General features: G+C 73.3%; 18 protein-coding genes. 7 read left to right on the top strand and 11 right to left on the bottom strand.

All coding sequences use genetic code 11. The annotated features are described in order from the left end of the window. Window positions 1–6: 6 nt before the first annotated feature. From BJ981_RS25310 to BJ981_RS25295, 4 genes are all read left to right on the top strand, one after another. Window positions 7–999, top strand: coding sequence for an amino acid ABC transporter permease (locus BJ981_RS25310; protein ID WP_184614390.1), 993 nt, complete (start codon window positions 7–9; stop codon window positions 997–999). 8 nt (window positions 1,000–1,007) lie between these two features. Further along, a complete protein-coding gene (locus BJ981_RS25305; RefSeq protein ID WP_184616400.1) occupies window positions 1,008–1,760 on the top strand; it encodes an amino acid ABC transporter ATP-binding protein in 753 nt (250 codons plus the stop codon). 21 nt (window positions 1,761–1,781) lie between these two features. Next, window positions 1,782–2,795, top strand: coding sequence for an ABC transporter substrate-binding protein (locus BJ981_RS25300; protein WP_184614388.1), 1,014 nt, complete (start codon window positions 1,782–1,784; stop codon window positions 2,793–2,795). A 67-nt stretch (window positions 2,796–2,862) separates the two neighbouring features. After that, window positions 2,863–3,345 (top strand): GNAT family N-acetyltransferase, encoded by a 483-nt coding sequence (locus BJ981_RS25295; RefSeq protein WP_239139633.1) that lies wholly within the window; start codon window positions 2,863–2,865, stop codon window positions 3,343–3,345. On the opposite strand, the gene BJ981_RS25290 is transcribed toward BJ981_RS25295, so the two are convergent. Both BJ981_RS25290 and BJ981_RS25285 read right to left on the bottom strand, forming a co-directional pair. Further along, entirely contained in the window at window positions 3,309–5,081 is a 1,773-nt protein-coding gene (locus tag BJ981_RS25290) for an ABC transporter ATP-binding protein (RefSeq protein ID WP_184614386.1), read from the bottom strand. The two genes, BJ981_RS25295 and BJ981_RS25290, sit on opposite strands and share 37 nt — an antisense overlap. Further along, window positions 5,078–6,862, bottom strand: coding sequence for an ABC transporter ATP-binding protein (locus BJ981_RS25285; protein WP_184616398.1), 1,785 nt, complete (start codon window positions 6,860–6,862; stop codon window positions 5,078–5,080). The genes BJ981_RS25290 and BJ981_RS25285 overlap by 4 nt, the downstream gene beginning before the upstream one ends. A gap of 196 nt (window positions 6,863–7,058) precedes the next feature. On the opposite strand from BJ981_RS25285, the gene BJ981_RS25280 reads away from it, so the two are divergent. Next, window positions 7,059–7,694 carry a TIGR03085 family metal-binding protein gene (locus BJ981_RS25280; RefSeq protein WP_204070623.1) on the top strand — a complete coding sequence of 212 codons (636 nt, stop codon included), beginning with the start codon at window positions 7,059–7,061 and terminating at the stop codon, window positions 7,692–7,694. Between the two features lie 150 nt (window positions 7,695–7,844). Next, on the top strand, window positions 7,845–8,006 hold the full coding sequence (locus BJ981_RS25275; protein WP_184614382.1) for a hypothetical protein: 162 nt from the start codon (window positions 7,845–7,847) through the stop codon (window positions 8,004–8,006). 27 nt (window positions 8,007–8,033) lie between these two features. Here BJ981_RS25275 and BJ981_RS25270 read toward each other — a convergent pair whose 3' ends face one another. From BJ981_RS25270 to hisD, 9 genes are all read right to left on the bottom strand, one after another. Next, on the bottom strand, window positions 8,034–8,960 hold the full coding sequence (locus BJ981_RS25270; RefSeq protein ID WP_184614381.1) for an LppU/SCO3897 family protein: 927 nt from the start codon (window positions 8,958–8,960) through the stop codon (window positions 8,034–8,036). A gap of 233 nt (window positions 8,961–9,193) precedes the next feature. Beyond that, the gene (hisF, locus tag BJ981_RS25265; RefSeq protein WP_184614379.1) at window positions 9,194–9,964 is read right to left on the bottom strand and encodes an imidazole glycerol phosphate synthase subunit HisF; all 771 of its coding nucleotides are present in this window, start codon (window positions 9,962–9,964) and stop codon (window positions 9,194–9,196) included. Next, window positions 9,961–10,683, bottom strand: coding sequence for a bifunctional 1-(5-phosphoribosyl)-5-((5-phosphoribosylamino)methylideneamino)imidazole-4-carboxamide isomerase/phosphoribosylanthranilate isomerase PriA (gene priA / locus BJ981_RS25260; protein WP_184614377.1), 723 nt, complete (start codon window positions 10,681–10,683; stop codon window positions 9,961–9,963). Before priA ends, hisF begins: the two co-directional genes overlap by 4 nt. A gap of 2 nt (window positions 10,684–10,685) precedes the next feature. Beyond that, the gene (locus tag BJ981_RS25255; protein ID WP_184614375.1) at window positions 10,686–11,024 is read right to left on the bottom strand and encodes a hypothetical protein; all 339 of its coding nucleotides are present in this window, start codon (window positions 11,022–11,024) and stop codon (window positions 10,686–10,688) included. A 31-nt stretch (window positions 11,025–11,055) separates the two neighbouring features. Further along, on the bottom strand, window positions 11,056–11,688 hold the full coding sequence (gene hisH / locus BJ981_RS25250) for an imidazole glycerol phosphate synthase subunit HisH (protein WP_184614373.1): 633 nt from the start codon (window positions 11,686–11,688) through the stop codon (window positions 11,056–11,058). Further along, on the bottom strand, window positions 11,679–11,834 hold the full coding sequence (locus BJ981_RS25245) for a CG2302 family histidine operon protein (RefSeq protein ID WP_184616461.1): 156 nt from the start codon (window positions 11,832–11,834) through the stop codon (window positions 11,679–11,681). The genes hisH and BJ981_RS25245 overlap by 10 nt, the downstream gene beginning before the upstream one ends. Next, window positions 11,831–12,451 carry an imidazoleglycerol-phosphate dehydratase HisB gene (gene hisB / locus BJ981_RS25240; RefSeq protein ID WP_184614371.1) on the bottom strand — a complete coding sequence of 207 codons (621 nt, stop codon included), beginning with the start codon at window positions 12,449–12,451 and terminating at the stop codon, window positions 11,831–11,833. Before hisB ends, BJ981_RS25245 begins: the two co-directional genes overlap by 4 nt. After that, window positions 12,448–13,623, bottom strand: a complete 1,176-nt coding sequence (locus BJ981_RS25235) for a histidinol-phosphate transaminase (RefSeq protein ID WP_184614369.1) — start codon at window positions 13,621–13,623, stop codon at window positions 12,448–12,450. The genes hisB and BJ981_RS25235 overlap by 4 nt, the downstream gene beginning before the upstream one ends. After that, window positions 13,620–14,924 carry a histidinol dehydrogenase gene (gene hisD, locus BJ981_RS25230; RefSeq protein ID WP_184614367.1) on the bottom strand — a complete coding sequence of 435 codons (1,305 nt, stop codon included), beginning with the start codon at window positions 14,922–14,924 and terminating at the stop codon, window positions 13,620–13,622. The genes BJ981_RS25235 and hisD overlap by 4 nt, the downstream gene beginning before the upstream one ends. A gap of 101 nt (window positions 14,925–15,025) precedes the next feature. Between hisD and ybaK the strand changes: the two genes are divergently transcribed. Then, entirely contained in the window at window positions 15,026–15,523 is a 498-nt protein-coding gene (gene ybaK / locus BJ981_RS25225; protein ID WP_184614365.1) for a Cys-tRNA(Pro) deacylase, read from the top strand. Window positions 15,524–15,528 lie beyond the last annotated feature (5 nt).

Raw genomic sequence — 15,528 nt, 5'->3', positions numbered from 1 at the left:
GCACTCATGACCGTTCCCCCTGACACCGCGCACGCCCGCACCGCGCCGGACGAGACGCCGGCCCCCCGGCCGGCCCCCGGGACCGCCCACGACGGCGAGGCGCTCCGGGTCGTCACCGCACGGCACCCCTGGCGCCTGGCCTCCGCCGCGGTCGTGCTGGTGCTGCTGGCCATGGCGGCCAGCGCCCTGATCACCAACCCCGCCTGGGACTGGCCCGTGGTCGGCGAGTACCTGTTCGCGCCCGCGATCCTGCGCGCGGTGGCGTTCACGCTGCAGCTCACCGCGCTCGGCATCGTGCTGGGCTTCGTGATCGGCACCGTCGTGGCCCTCATGCGGATGTCGAGCAACCCGCTGCTGACCTCGGTGGCCTGGGGCTACACCTGGCTGTTCCGCTCGGTGCCGCTGATCCTCCAGCTCCTGTTCTGGTACAACCTGGCCCTGCTGTACAAGTACATCGAGTTCGGCGTGCCGTTCGGCCCGTCGTTCTTCTCGATCGGCACGATGGAGCTGATCGGCCCGGTCACCGCCGCGGCCATCGGCCTCGCCCTGCACCAGGGGGCCTACGCCGCCGAGATCGTGCGCGCCGGGTTCCTGTCGGTGGACCCGGGCCAGCTGGAGGCCGCCGCCGCGCTGGGCATCCCGCGCACCCGCCAGATCTTCAGGATCCTGCTGCCGCAGGCCATGCGGACGATCGTGCCGACGGCGGGCAACGAGATCATCGGCCTGGTCAAGGGGACGTCGGTGGTCTACATCATGGCGCTGCCCGAGCTGTTCTACCAGGCGCAGGTGATCTACAACCGCAGCGGACGGGTGATCGCGCTGCTGCTGGTGGCGGCGATCTGGTATCTGATCCTGACCACCGTCCTGTCGATCGCGCAGTACTACCTGGAGCGCCACTACGCCCGGGGCACGAGCAGGCTGCTGCCCGACACGCCGCTGCGGCGCCTGCGCCGCGCACTGGCCGGACGCGGCGCGACCGCGACGGGGAGCGCGCCGTGACCCGGCCGATGGTGGAGCTGCGCGGCGTGCACAAGCGGTTCGGCACGCTGGAGGTGCTGCACGACGTGAACCTGCGCGTCGACCCCGGCGAGGTGACCGTCGTCATCGGGCCGTCCGGGTCGGGCAAGTCCACCCTGCTGCGCAGCGTCAACCACCTGGAGAAGGTGGACAGGGGCGTCGTGCTCATCGACGGGGAGCTGGTCGGCTACCGCAGGTCCGGGAACCGTCTGCACGAGCTGCCCGAGCGGGAGATCCTGCGCAGGCGGGCGCGCATCGGCTTCGTGTTCCAGAACTTCAACCTGTTCCCGCACCTGACCGTGCGCCAGAACGTCACCGAGGCGCCGCTGTCGGCGCAGCGCCGTCCCCGCGCCGAGGTCGAGGAGCTCGCCACCCGGCTGCTCGACCGCGTGGGCCTGGCCGACAAGGCCGGCGAGTACCCGCGCCGGCTGTCCGGGGGGCAGCAGCAGCGGGTCGCCATCGCGCGGGCCCTGGCCCTGCGGCCGAAGGTCGTGCTGTTCGACGAGCCGACCTCCGCGCTGGACCCCGAGCTGGTCGGCGAGGTCCTCGACGTGATGAAGGACCTGGCGCGCAGCGGCACCACGATGATCGTCGTCACCCACGAGATCGGCTTCGCCCGCGAGGTCGCCGACACCGTGGTCTTCATGGACGCGGGACGCGTCGTCGAGCAGGGGACGCCCGGCCAGGTGCTGGACGCCCCCCGGCACGAGCGGACCCGCGCCTTCCTGAGCAAAGTGCTCTGACCACCCGAAAAAGGATCTGAAATGCGCACGTTATCCCCGCATGCGGTTCACCGCGCCCTGCGCCCGATCGCCGCGCTCGGTCTGCTCCCCGCGCTCCTGCTGACGGCCTGCGGCTCCGGCACCTCCGGGGGCAAGGAGTCCGCCGCCGCGGCCCCGGCCGCCGCCGCGTCCACCCTGAAGATCAACACCAGCCCGGAGCAGAACCGGATCCGCGCCGAGAAGGCGGAGGAGGTCGCCGCGAAGGTGCCCGCGGCGATCCGCGCCCGCGGGGAGCTCGTCGTGGGCGTCACCGGGGACGGCATCCCGCCGCTGACCTTCCTGGCCGATGACGACAGCACCGTGATCGGCGTGGAGTCCGACATCGCCCAGCTCGTCGCCGACGTCCTCGGGCTGCGGCTGCGGCTGGAGCGCACCTCGTGGGAGAACCTCTTCCTCGCCGTGAAGTCCGGCAAGGACGACGTCGGGTTCTCCAACATCACGGTCACCGAGGAGCGCAAGGACATCTACGACTTCGCGACCTACCGCGTCGACCAGCTCGCCTTCGAGGCCGCCGCCGACGGCAAGATCACCAAGATCGCGCAGCCGTCGGACATCGCGGGGCTGAAGGTGGCGGTGGGGTCGGGCACCAACCAGGAGAAGATCCTGCTGGACTGGGACGAGCGCAACAAGAAGGCCGGGCTCGCCCCCATCGAGGTGCAGTACTACCAGCGGCCCGCCGACTACTACCTGGCCCTGAAGTCCGGCCGCATCGACCTCTACTTCGGCCCGAACCCGACCTCGTCCTACCACGCGGCCGTCAGCGGCGACACCCGGATCGTCGGCACGGTCTCCGGCGGCGGCGATTCGCTGCAGGGGCTGATCGCCGGCATGACGCAGAAGGGCAACGGGGTGGTCGGGCCGGTGTCCGAGGCGCTGAACACGGTGATCAAGAACGGGAAGTACGGCGCGGTGCTCAAGCGTTGGGGCCTTTCGAACGAAGCCCTCCCGGCCTCGCAGGTCAATCCCCCTGGCCTGCCGCGGCCGACGAAGAAATGAGCCACCCCTGAGCACCCAGCGCACGACCGCAGAGCCCTCCGGCCCCATCGAGGTCCGCATCGTCCCGGTGCGCGATCCCGCCGCCGCTCCCCTGCTGAAGGACCTCCATCTGGAGTACACCACCAGGTACGGGCCGAACGAGGAGCTCAACCGGTATCCCGACGCCGAGTTCGCCCCGCCGGGCGGCGCGTTCCTGGTGCTGGTGGAGGACGGGCACACGGTCGCGGGCGGGGCGTTCCGCCGGTACGACGCGACGACGGCCGAGCTGAAGCGCGTCTGGGCGCACCCGGGCCACCGCAGGCGGGGCCTCGGGAAGCTGGTGGTGCGGGCCCTTGAGGAGGAGGCGGCGCGCCGGGGATACCGGCGCGTCTACCTCACCACCGGCCCGCGCCAGCCCGAGGCGGCGGCCCTCTACCTCAGCACCGGGTACCGTCCGCTGTACGACGTCACCGCGCCGCCCGACACGCTGCACCACCTGGCCTTCGAGAAGGACCTGCCCGGCGGGGCGGCGGGTCAGGAGGTCCGGGCGGCGGAGGTCCAGGACGCGTAGAGGTCGGCGTATATCCCGTCCACCCGCAGCAGCTCCGCGTGCGGGCCCCGCTGGACGATGCGGCCGCGGTCGAAGACCAGCACCTCGTCGGCCGCCTCCGCGGTGGACAGGCGGTGGGCGATCGACACGGCCGTGCGGCCCCGGGTGACCCCGTCCAGGGCGCGCGCGATGCGCACCTCGGTCGCCGGGTCCACCGCGGAGGTGGCCTCGTCGAGCAGCAGCAGGTCGGGGTCGGCGAGGTAGGCCCGGGCGAGCGCGACGAGCTGGCGCTCGCCCGCCGACAGCGACTCGCCGCGCTGGCCGACCGGCGTGGCGAGGCCCGCGGGCAGGCCCTCCAGCCAGTCGGCGAGCCCCAGCTCGGTGACGGCCAGCGCGATGTCCTCGTCGGTGGCCTCGGGACGGCCGTAGCGGATGTTGTCGGCCAGCGAGCCGTCGAACAGGAACCCGTCCTGGGGCACCATGACGACGCGCTCGCGCAGCGAGGAGAACCGCACCCTGCGCAGGTCCACGCCGTCCACCAGGACGCGCCCCTCGGTGGGGTCCATGAGCCGGGTGAGCAGCTTGGCGAAGGTGCTCTTGCCCGAGCCGGTCTCGCCGACGACCGCGACGCGCGTGCGCGGCGGGATCTCCACGCTCACCTCGTGCAGCACGGGAGGGCCGCCGGGGTAGGAGAAGCCGACGTTCTCGAAGGTCACCGTGATCGCGCCGCGCGGCAGCACGGCGCCGGCCTCGCCGGGGTCGGCCACGTCGGCGACGGTGTCCAGCACGCCGAGCACCCGGCGCCATCCGGCGAGCGCGTTCTGGGCGTCGTTGAGCACCTCGGTCGCGGTCTGGAGGGGGCTGATGAACAGCGTGATCAGGAACAGGAACGCGATCAGCCGCCCGGCGGAGATCGTGCCGTCCACGCCGAGCCCGACGCCGAGCAGGACGACGCCGGCGATGGCGACCGCGCCCACCATCTCGGTGATCGGGAAGGTGAACGCGATGATCTTCTGGGCGCGGGTCTGCGCCGCGCGGTGGGCGTCGACGGCCTGGTCGATCCGCCGGGCGGTGCGCTCCTCGGAGCCGTAGGCCCGGATCACCGCGCTGCCGACCACGCTCTCGCTGACCGCGGCGAGCATGTCGCCGGTGCGCTCGCGCACCTCGGTGTAGGCGCGGGCCACCCAGCGCTGGAACCGCGGCAGCGCGATCACCAGCGGCACGAAGCAGGCCCAGACCAGCAGCGCGAGCTGCCAGGAGTAGACGGTCATCAGCACGCTCGCGATGAGCAGCTGGCCGAGCGAGACGATGACCATGAGCCCGCCCCACTGCATGAACGTGCTGATCTGGTCGACGTCGCCGGTCACCCGCGAGACCAGCGCGCCGCGCCGCTCGGTGTTCTGGGTGAGCACCGACAGGTCGTGGACGTGCCGGAACCCCTTGCCGCGCAGCGTGGCGAGCCCCGACTCGGTCGAGCGGTACAGGCGGACGTTCATCAGGTAGCCGCACACGGCGGTCACCAGCACCGCCACCGCGCACCACGCGACCGCGCCCCTGATGAAGGGGATGTCGGGGGTGGCGCCCTTCAGCCCGCGGTCGATGACCTGCTGGATCGCGATGGGCACGATCACCTTGCCGATGGTGGCGGCCACGGCGAGCAGCAGCGTGACCGGCAGGCCCGTGCGGAACTCCGGCGAGAGCGCGAGCCCGCGGCGGAACGTCGCCACCGCCGAGCGCTCGTTGGTGGTCAGCGTCATGCCACGATCTCCTCACCGGCGTCCAGCGCCGCGCGCTCGGCCTCGTCGCGCTCGTAGGCGGTGACGAGGTTGCGGTATCCCTGGCAGCGGGCCAGCAGTTCGTCGTGGGAGCCGCGGTCGGCCACCCGGCCGTGCTCCAGGTAGACCACCTCGTCGGCCAGCGCGATCGTCGACATCCGGTAGGCGACCACGATCACCGTCGTCTCCGGGGACCCCTCGCGCAGGCCGGACAGGATCCTGCCCTCGACCTGCGGGTCCACGCTGGAGGTCGCGTCGTCCAGGATCAGCAGGCGGGGTTTTCTCACCAGGGCCCTGGCCAGGGCCAGGCGCTGCCGCTGGCCTCCGGACAGGGTCGCGCCGCGCTCGCCGACCCGCGTGTCGACGCCCTTGGGCAGCGCGCTGACGAACCCTTCGGCCTGGGCGAGCCGCAGCGCCGCCCAGATCTCCTCGTCGGGGACGTCCTGCGCCGCGCCGAGGCTGAGGTTGCCGCGCACGGTGTCGTCGAACAGGAAGGTCTGCTGGGGCACCAGGGCCGCGGCGGCGCTGAGCCGTCCCGGCGCCAGCGCGCGCAGGTCCACGCCGTCGACGAGCGCGCGCCCGTCGTCGGGGTCGATCAGCCGGACCAGGAGCTGGGTGAGCGTGGACTTGCCCGAGCCGGTGGGCCCGACGACGGCGACCGTGCGTCCCGGGCGCACCTCGAAGGACACCCCGGAGAGCACCGGCGCGTCCACGGCGTACCCGTAGGTCAGGTCCTGCGCCTCCACCCGGGCGGGGCCGCCGGCGGGCAGTCCCTCGGCGCCGTGCTCCATGGACCCGGTGGCGTCAAGGACGGCGCGCACCCGCGTCCAGCCGACGACGCTGCGCGGCAGCTCGGCCAGCACCCAGCCGAGCGCGCGCACCGGGAAGGCGAGCAGCGTGAACAGGTAGGCCACCTGGACCAGCTCGCCGGAGGAGAGGCCGCCCGCCTGCAACCGCAGCGCGCCGAACAGCAGGACGGCCAGCACGCCGAGCGTCGGCAGGGCCTCCAGGAGCGGGTCGAACAGGCCGCGCACCCGGCCGACGGCGATGTTGGCGTCGCGCAGCAAGTCGGCCCTGGCGCGGAAGCGGGCCGCCTCGGCGTCCTCCCTGCCCAGGGTCTTGACGACGAGCGCGCCGTCGAAGCTCTCGTGGGCGATCTCGCTGACCTCGGCGCGCAGTTGCTGGGAGCGCATCACCAGGGGCGACAGGCGGCGCTGGTAGACGAAGTTCAGCACGGCGATGAGCGGGAAGATCAGGAAGCCGACCAGGGCGAGCATCGGGTCCACCAGCAGGATCGCCACGGCCGCGGTGACCAGCATGATGACCACGCCGACGGCCATGGGCAGCGGGGCGAGCGGGGCCCAGGCCGCCTCGACGTCGGAGCTGGCGTTGGACAGGAGCTGGCCGGTGGGGTGGCGGTGGTGCCAGGCGAGGGGAAGCCGCAGGTACTGGCGGGTGACGTCGCGCCGCGACCGGGCCTGCATGCGGTACTGCATGATGCCGGCCAGCGTCCTGCGGCCGATCACGCCCGTGGCCTTCAGCACGGCCACGCCGACGATCAGCAGGGCCGCGGCGGTCAGCGCGCCCGTGCGGGCCTGCCCGTCGCGGAAGGCGGGCAGCACGGCGTGCTCGGTGGCCCAGCCCAGCGCCCAGGAGGAGGCGACCGTCATGACCCCGTAGAGTCCGCTGGCGAGCACCGCGCCGGTGAAGACGCCCCTCTCGGTCTTGATGGCATGCCCGAGGACGTGGAAACCCTCGCGCATGACGGTGGGATTGGAGTCGCGCTCGCTCGGCACGCGGGAGGTCCTCTCGAACGGGGGCCCGTCCGACGGGACGGGGGCTTCCGGGGGGATGCGATGGGGTTCGCCTGACTAAATGCCTATCATTCTTAGCGAAACGTTTATTCCCACCCCTACCACGCCCGATCTTCGCACCACCCGCCTGAGTAGGGTGATCAGGGTGAACCACGCACGCGCCGAGCGCGCCGCCCTCTGTGACCTTCTCGACGAGCTGGGCCCGGACGCCCCCACCCTCTGCGAGGGGTGGACGACCGCCGACCTGGCCGCCCACCTGGTGCTTCGTGAGCGGCGGCTCGACGCCGCCGCCGGCATCGCCGTCCCCGCCCTGGCCGGCCGCACCGCCGCCGTGCAGGAGCGGATCAAGAACCGCGGAGGCTACCGCGAGCTGGTGGACGCCGTGCGCCAGGGCCCGCCGCGCTGGTCCCCCTACGGCCTGGTGCCGGGGCTGGACGCCGCGGTGAACACGCTGGAGATGTTCGTCCACCACGAGGACGTGCGGCGGGCCCGGCCGGGCTGGGAGCCGCGCGAGCTGCCCGCCGACCTCGCCGAGCTGCTGTGGAAGCGGGTGACGGCCGGCGCCCGCCTGATGTTCCGCAGGTCGCCGGTGGGCGTGATCCTGCGCCACACCGACGGGCGAAAGGCCGGGGCCAAGAAGGCCGAGCCGCACGTGATCGTGACCGGCGACCCGGCCGAGCTGCTGATGTTCGCCTTCGGGCGGCAGGACCACGCGCGCGTCACCTGCGCGGGCGACCCTCCGTCCGTCGGCCGTCTCACCGCCGCCCGCCTCGGCGTCTGAGCCTCCCCCGGACGTCGATTATTCGGTTTTCGGACATCCCGGCCATGTCGGCGATATGATCACAGCGGGGTTGATCCATGACCGACTGTGGAGATCAGGGCTTTCGGCTTCCGGGTAGGACCCCGTCACCGGAACCGCGGGAGGCGGCAGATGAAGACCAAAAAGGTGCTCCTGTACCTCGCCATCGCCTTCGCGGTCTTCTACACCCTGTCCCGCCCCGCCGACGCCGCGAACGCCGTCGACGGCATCTTCCAGGGCGTCAGCTCGGGCGCCGGCCAGCTGGCCACGTTCTTCACGCGCCTGCTGAACTGACCCTGGCCCGCCCCCCGCGGGTGGTCCTCACTTCTTCACGGCGAGCAGGCACAGGACCCAGCCCACGCCGCCCGGCTCCCCTTCCCAGTAGGCCTGCTCGACCTTCTCGTTCTTGCACATCTTGAGGGTCTTGTCCGCGTCGAACTGCGCCTCGGTCTTGCCCTCGACCTTCCGGGAGATCTTCCACTCGGCGGTCGCGTCCGTGCACTCGACCACCTTGAGCGTCTTCTCGTCCTGGCCGGCCATGCAGTCGCCCACGGCCGCGACGCGCGGCGCGCCGTTGATCTCGTCCTGGACCGCGTGCGCGCCCTCGCGGACGCCGAACTTCACCACGCCGATCACGGCGATGACGACCAGCGCGCCCACGATGCTGAGCAGCTTGCCGCCCACCTTCTTCTTGAACGACGGCGCCGGCGTGGCGGGCGGAGCCCCGAACCCGGCCTGCGGCCCGTTCCCGGACGACTGCTGGGCGTACGGGTCGCCGCCGGAGGGCTGCCGGGCGTAGGGGTCGCCGCCGGGAGGCTGCGCGTGCCCGCCCTGCCGGTACGGGTCCTGGTGGCCCTGCGCGCCGCCCTGCTGGGCGTAAGGGGCCTGGGCCGCGTACGGGTCCTGGGACTGCCCCGGGTACGCCGCGTACGGGTCCTGGGCCGCGCCGGGCCCCGCCTGCTGCCCGTACGGGTTCTGGGGCGCGCCGGCCTGCCGGTAGGGGTCCTGCGGCGCGCCGTACGGCTGTCCGCCGCCTGGCCCCTGCTGCCCGTACGGGTCCTGCGGGCCGTGGCCCTGCTGGGGGTACCCGCCCTGTTGCGGATACCCGCCCTGCTCGGGGTAACCGCCCTGCTGGGGATACCCGCTCTGCTGCGAATAGGACGGCTGCCCGGCGCCCGCGGGGGGCTGCTGGTAGGGGTCCGGCTGGTAGGGCGAACCGTGCCGGCCTGAAGAAGGAGGAGTGGTCACGGAAATCCTTGTGGTCAAACGGGATCGTCGAACGACGCGCCTGACCGTAGCGGATCATCAACCACTATGGGACGACATTCCACCATCTGAGCGGGTTTGGACCGCTCCCAGAGGGCTAGACAAGTTTGCCCTGTATTGCGGGCATGTCGCGGGCCCGCTCCCGGACGCGCCCCATCCCTGGAACCCCGACCACAGACGCCGCCGGGACCCCGGCCTGTCCCGGCGGCCCTCCGTCACCGGACGGGATGCCCCGCCGCACGCAGCGTGCGCTTGACGTCCCCGATCGTGAGCTGGCCGAAGTGGAAGACGCTGGCCGCCAGCACCGCGTCCGCGCCCGCCTCGACCGCGGCCGGGAAGTGGTCGAGCGTGCCCGCGCCGCCGCTGGCGATCACCGGCACCGTCACCGCCGCGCGCACGGCCCTGATCATCGGCAGGTCGTAGCCGTCCTTGGTGCCGTCCCCGTCCATCGAGTTCAGCAGGATCTCGCCCACGCCCAGCTCCTGGCCGCGGCGGGCCCACTCCACCGCGTCGATGCCGGTGCCCCTGCGCCCGCCGTGCGTGGTCACCTCGTACCCCGACGGCGTCGGCGGGCCGTCCACGACCCGCCGGGCGTCCAGCGACAGCACCACGCACTGCGCCCCGAAGCGGTGCGAGGCCTCGGTGAGCAGCTCGGGACGGGCGATGGCGGCGGTGTTCAGCGACACCTTGTCCGCTCCCGCGCGCAGCAGGCGGTCGACGTCCTCCACCGAGCGCACTCCCCCGCCCACGGTGAGCGGGATGAACACCTGCTCGGCGGTGCGGCGCACGACGTCGAGCATGGTGCCGCGGTCGCCCGAGGAGGCGGTGATGTCCAGGAACGTCAGCTCGTCCGCGCCCTCGGCGTCGTAGCGCGCGGCCAGCTCCACCGGGTCCCCGGCGTCCCTGAGGTTCTCGAAGTTCACGCCCTTGACCACCCGCCCGGCGTCCACGTCCAGGCAGGGGATCACGCGTACGGCGACCGTCATGCCCGCACCGCCGCCAGCGCCTCCTCCAGCGTGAACGCCTGCGCGTACAGCGCCTTGCCGACGATGGCGCCCTCGACGCCCTCGGGCACCAGCGTGGACAGCGCCCGCAGGTCGTCCAGCGAGGAGACGCCGCCGCTGGCGATCACCGGCTTGTCGGTGCGGGCGCAGACCTGGCGCAGCAGGTCCAGGTTCGGGCCGCGCAGGGTGCCGTCCTTGGTGACGTCGGTGAGGACGTAGCGGGGGCACCCGTCGGACTCCAGGCGGTCCAGGACCTCCCACAGGTCGCCGCCCTCCTTGGTCCAGCCGCGCGCGGCCAGCGTCGTGCCGCGCACGTCCAGCCCGACGGCCACCCGGTCGCCGTACTCGGCGATGACCTTGGAACACCAGGCCGGGTCCTCCAGGGCGGCGGTGCCGATGTTGACCCGCCGGCAGCCGGTGGCCAGCGCCGCCTCCAGGGAGGCGTCGTCGCGGATGCCGCCCGACAGCTCCACCCGCACGTCCAGCGCGGCCACCACCGAGGCCAGCAGCTCGCGGTTGGAGCCGCGGCCGAACGCGGCGTCCAGGTCGACCAGATGGATCCACTCGGCGCCCGCGTCCTGCCAGGCGAGCGCGGCGGCCAAGGGGTCCCCGTAGGAGGTCTCCGTGCCCGCCTCCCCCTGGACCAGGCGCACGGCCTGGCCGTCGGCGACGTCAACGGCGGGCAGCAGAACCAGCGACATGTTCACGACCTCCGGTCGAATACGACGGTGACGAGCACCGGGACGAGCAGAAGGGACAACACCAGGACGCCCACCCGGGCGGCCCAGCCGTCGAGCAGTATCCACGCCAGCGCCTGGACCAGCACGAACAGCACGGCCACGACGGCGTTCTGCGCGCGCTGACGCCGGGCGATCAGGCCGCCCTGACGGGCCACGCGCACCGGCCGGGGCACCAGCGCCAGCAGGCGCCCGCGCCGCCGGCGCCACCGGGCCGCCCGCGCGTCCCGCTCGGCGCGCCGCGCGGCCAGCCGCGCCTGCTCGGCCTCGCGCTCGGCGCGGCGGCGGGCGCGCTCCTTGCTCACGCGGAGCCGCCGGGTAAGGACGTGCCCGCGCTCACAGCGTGCCCAGCCAGTTCTTCAGCAGCGCGGCCCCGGCGTCCCCCGACTTCTCGGGGTGGAACTGCGTAGCGGACAGGGGGCCGTTCTCGACCGCGGCCACGAACGGCACGCCGTGCTCGCCCCAGGTGACCAGCGGCGGCCGGAACCCCGGCCCGGCCTCCAGCTCGAACTTGCGCACCCCGTAGGAGTGGACGAAGTAGAAGCGCGTGGCGGCGTCGAGCCCGGCGAACAGCACCGACTCCTCCGGGGCCTGCACGGTGTTCCAGCCCATGTGCGGCAGCACGGGGGCCTCCAGCCCCTCGACCACGCCGGGCCACTCGCCGCAGCCCTCCGTGCGCCGGCCGTGCTCGACGCCCTCGGCGAAGAGGATCTGCATGCCGACGCAGATGCCGAGCACGGGCCGCCCGCCGGCCAGGCGGCGGCCGATGATCTGGTCGCCCCGCACGGCCCGCAGGCCGGCCATGCACGCCGAGAACGCGCCCACGCCGGGCACGACCAGCCCGTCCGCGCCGAGCGCGGCGTCGAAGTCGGAGGTCACGGTGACCGCGGCGCCGGTGCGGGCCAGCGCCCGCTCGGCCGAGCGCAGGTTGCCCGAGCCGTAGTCCAGGACGACGACGTTCACCACCACAGCACCCCCGCGACGAAGGCCAGCACCGCTCCGGCCCCGACGAGGACGGCGCCGGACTTGATGCCCTGCCGGGCGAAGGAGAACGCGCCGCCGACCAGGAAGAGCCCGATGGCGATCATCGCGATGGCCGTCCAGTTGGAGGTCACAGGACTCCCTTGGTGCTCGGCACCCCGGTGGCGCGGGGGTCGCGCTCGGCGGCGGCGCGCAGCGCGCGGGCCAGCGCCTTGAACTGGGCCTCGACGATGTGGTGGGCGTTGCGCCCGTACGGCACGCGCACGTGCAGGCAGACGGCGGCCTGGGCGACGAACGACTCCAGGATGTGGCGGGTCATCGTGGTGTCGTAGTCGGGGCCGATCATCGGGGCCATGCCCTCGGGCTCGGCGTGCACGAGGTAGGGGCGGCCCGACAGGTCGACGGTGACCTCGGCGAGCGCCTCGTCCAGCGGGCAGGACGCGTTACCGAACCGCCGGATGCCGGACTTGTCGCCCAGCGCCTCGCGGAACGCGGCGCCCAGCGCCAGCGCGGTGTCCTCGATGGTGTGGTGGGAGTCGATGTGCAGGTCGCCGTCGGTCTTCACCGTCAGGTCGAACAGGCCGTGCTTGCCGAGCTGGGCGAGCATGTGGTCGAAGAACCCGACGCCGGTGGCGACGTCGACGCGGCCGGTGCCGTCCAGGCCGACCTCCACCAGCACCGAGGTCTCCTTGGTCGTACGCTCCACGCGGCCGGTGCGCGGCCTCGGCTCGCGTACGGCGGGACTGGTCACAGGATCGCCTCCAGGTCGCCGCGCCCGGACGTTCCGGCCGCGGGGGTGTCTCGGGTAGAGCGGGCGCCGGCAGCCGGCACCGCCGCCATGGCCGCGCGGAAGGCCGCCATCTCGTCCTCGGTGCCGATCGAGACGCGCAGCCACTCGGGCGGGCCCACCTCGCGGATCAGCACGCCGTGCCGAAGCAGGGCCTCCCACACCGCGCGGCGGTCGGGGAAACGGCCGAACAGCACGAAGTTGGCGTCGGAGTCGGCCACGGCCAGCCCCCGCCCGCGCAGCCACGCCACGCAGGCGTCGCGCTCGGCGCGCAGACGGTCGACCGTGCCGAGCAGCTCGCCGCGGTGGGCGAGCGCGATTCGGGCCGCCGCCTGGGTGAGCGTCGACAAATGGTACGGCAGGCGGACCAGCAGCAGCGCCTCGATCACCGCCGGGTCGGCGGCGAGATATCCGAGCCGGGTGCCCGCCATGGCGAACGCCTTGGACATGGTGCGGGTGACGATCAGCCGCGGGTGGCCCGGCAGCAGGCTCAGCGCGCTCGGCGTGCCGGTGCGGGCGAACTCGAAGTACGCCTCGTCCACCACGACCATGCCCGGCGCGGCCTCGGCGATCCGCGCGATGACCTCCAGCGGCAGCGCCGTGCCGGTGGGGTTGTTCGGGCTGGTCAGGAAGACGACGTCCGGCCGGTGCTCCTCGACGGCGGCCACGGCCTTGTCCGGGTCGATGCCGAAGTCGTCCTCGCGGGCGCCGGAGATCCACCGGGTGGCCGCGCCGGTCGCGATGATCGGGTGCATGGAGTAGGACGGCTCGAAGCCCATGGCCGACCGGCCCGGCCCGCCGAACGCCTGCAGGATCTGCTGCAGGACCTCGTTGGACCCGTTGGCCGCCCACACCCGCTCCACCCCGAGGCCGTGCCCGAGGTAGGCCGCCAGCTCCTCGCGCAGGGCGACGGCGTCCCTGTCGGGGTAGCGGTTGAGCGACACGGCGTCGCGGCGCACGGCCTCGGCCAGGTCGGCGGCCAGGCCGGGCGAGGGCGGGTAGGGGTTCTCGTTGGTGTTCAGCCGGACCGGCACGTCGATCTGCGGCGCGCCGTAGGGCGAGCGCCCGCGCAGGTCGTCGCGCAGCGGCAGGTCGGCGAGCGTGATCGCGGCCGCCGGGCTCTCGGGGGCGGTCATCGCGTGCCACCGCCGAACCTCGCCCGCACGGCCGCGCCGTGGGCCGGCAGGTCCTCGGCCTCCGACAGCGCGTACACGTGGGCGGCGGCCTCGGCCAGCGCCTCGCGCGTGTAGTCCACGACGTGGACGCCGCGCAGGAACGTCTGCACCGACAGGCCCGAGGAGTGGCAGGCGCACCCGCCGGTCGGCAGCACGTGGTTGGAGCCGGCCATGTAGTCGCCCAGGGACACCGGGGAGTAGGGGCCGACGAAGATCGCCCCCGCGTTGCGCACCCGCGCCGCGACGTCGCGGGCGCCGGCGGTCTGGATCTCCAGGTGCTCGGCGGCGTAGGCGTCCACGACCTTCAGGCCGTCCTCCAGGCCGGAGACCAGCACGATGCCCGACTGGCGGCCCGCCAGGGCCTCGGCGATGCGCTCGGAGTGACGGGTGGCGGCGACCTGGCCGGGCAGTTCCTTCTCCACGGCCTCGGCCAGCCTCTCGCTGGGGGTGACCAGCACGGCGGCGGCGATCACGTCGTGCTCGGCCTGGCTGATCAGGTCGGCGGCGACGTGCGCGGCGTCGGCGGTGTCGTCGGCCAGGATCGCGATCTCGGTGGGGCCCGCCTCGGAGTCGATGCCGATGCGGCCCTTGAGCAGGCGCTTGGCCGCGGCGACGTAGATGTTGCCCGGCCCGGTGACCATGACGGCCGGCGCGCACTCCTCGGTGCCGTAGGCGAACATCGCCACGGCCTGCGCGCCGCCCACCGCGTAGACCTCCTCGACGCCGAGCAGCGCGCACGCCGCCAGGATCGTCGGGTGCGGCAGGCCGCCGAACTCGGCCTGCGGCGGGGAGGTCACCGCCAGGGACGGCACCCCCGCCTCCTGCGCCGGGACGACGTTCATGACCACGCTGGAGGGGTAGACCGCGCGCCCGCCCGGCACGTACAGGCCCACCCGCTCGACCGGGATCCAGCGCTCGGTGACCGTGCCGCCCGGCACGACCCGCGTGGTCGTGTCGGTACGCCGCTGGTCGCGGTGGACGAGCCTGGCGCGGCGGATCGACTCCTCCAGGGCGGCGCGCACGTCGGGCCCGAGCCCGGCCAGGGCGGCGGCGATGGCGTCCGCGGGCACGCGCGTGCTCTCCAGCTCGACGCCGTCGAACCGGGCCGTCAGCTCCCGCACGGCCGCGAGGCCCCTATGGCGCACGTCCTCGCACACGGGCCGCACCTGTGCCAGGGCGGCCTCGACGTCGAGTTCGGCGCGGGGCAGCACGTCGCGCAGGTTCTCCGGGAGGGACCCGCGCAGGTCGATACGGGATATCACCGGACCAGTCTACGAAGGCCGGGACATGGAACCGGTCTTGGTCCGCCATTCGGACAGTCGCTTTACATTGTAGATTTTAACCTGCCGTTAAGCTGGGCGGCGTGAGCAAGACGAAGAGCAAGGGCGGCCAGGGCACTCCCGCGACCGTGGCCCTGACCCGCGCCGGGGCCGCCTTCACCCTCCACCCCTACGACCACGACCCGAACGCCCAGGCGTACGGCGAGGAGGCCGCCGACGCGCTCGGCCTCCCCTACGACCGCATCTTCAAGACGCTGGTCGCCGAGGTGGAGACCGGCCTCGCGGTCGCGGTCGTGCCCGTCTCCGGCCGCCTGGACCTGAAGGCGTTCGCCGCCGCGCTCGGCGGCAAGCGCGCGGCGATGGCCGACGCCGCCAAGGTCGAGCGGGTCACGGGCTACGTCGTCGGCGGCATCAGCCCGCTCGGCCAGCGCAAGGCCCTGCCCACCGTGGTCGACGCCTCGGCGCTGGAGCAGGAGACGATCTACTTCTCCGCCGGCCGCCGCGGCCTGCAGATCGAGACCGCCCCCGCCGAGCTGGTGCGCCTCACCCGGGCCGTCACCGCCCCGATCGCCAAGTCCTGAGGCGG

It is taken from the genome of Sphaerisporangium krabiense (assembly GCF_014200435.1).
GTDB classification, from domain to species: Bacteria; Actinomycetota; Actinomycetes; order Streptosporangiales; family Streptosporangiaceae; genus Sphaerisporangium; species Sphaerisporangium krabiense.
Note: the sequence above shows the minus strand (reverse complement) of the source record. Positions and strands in the feature narration are given on the sequence as shown.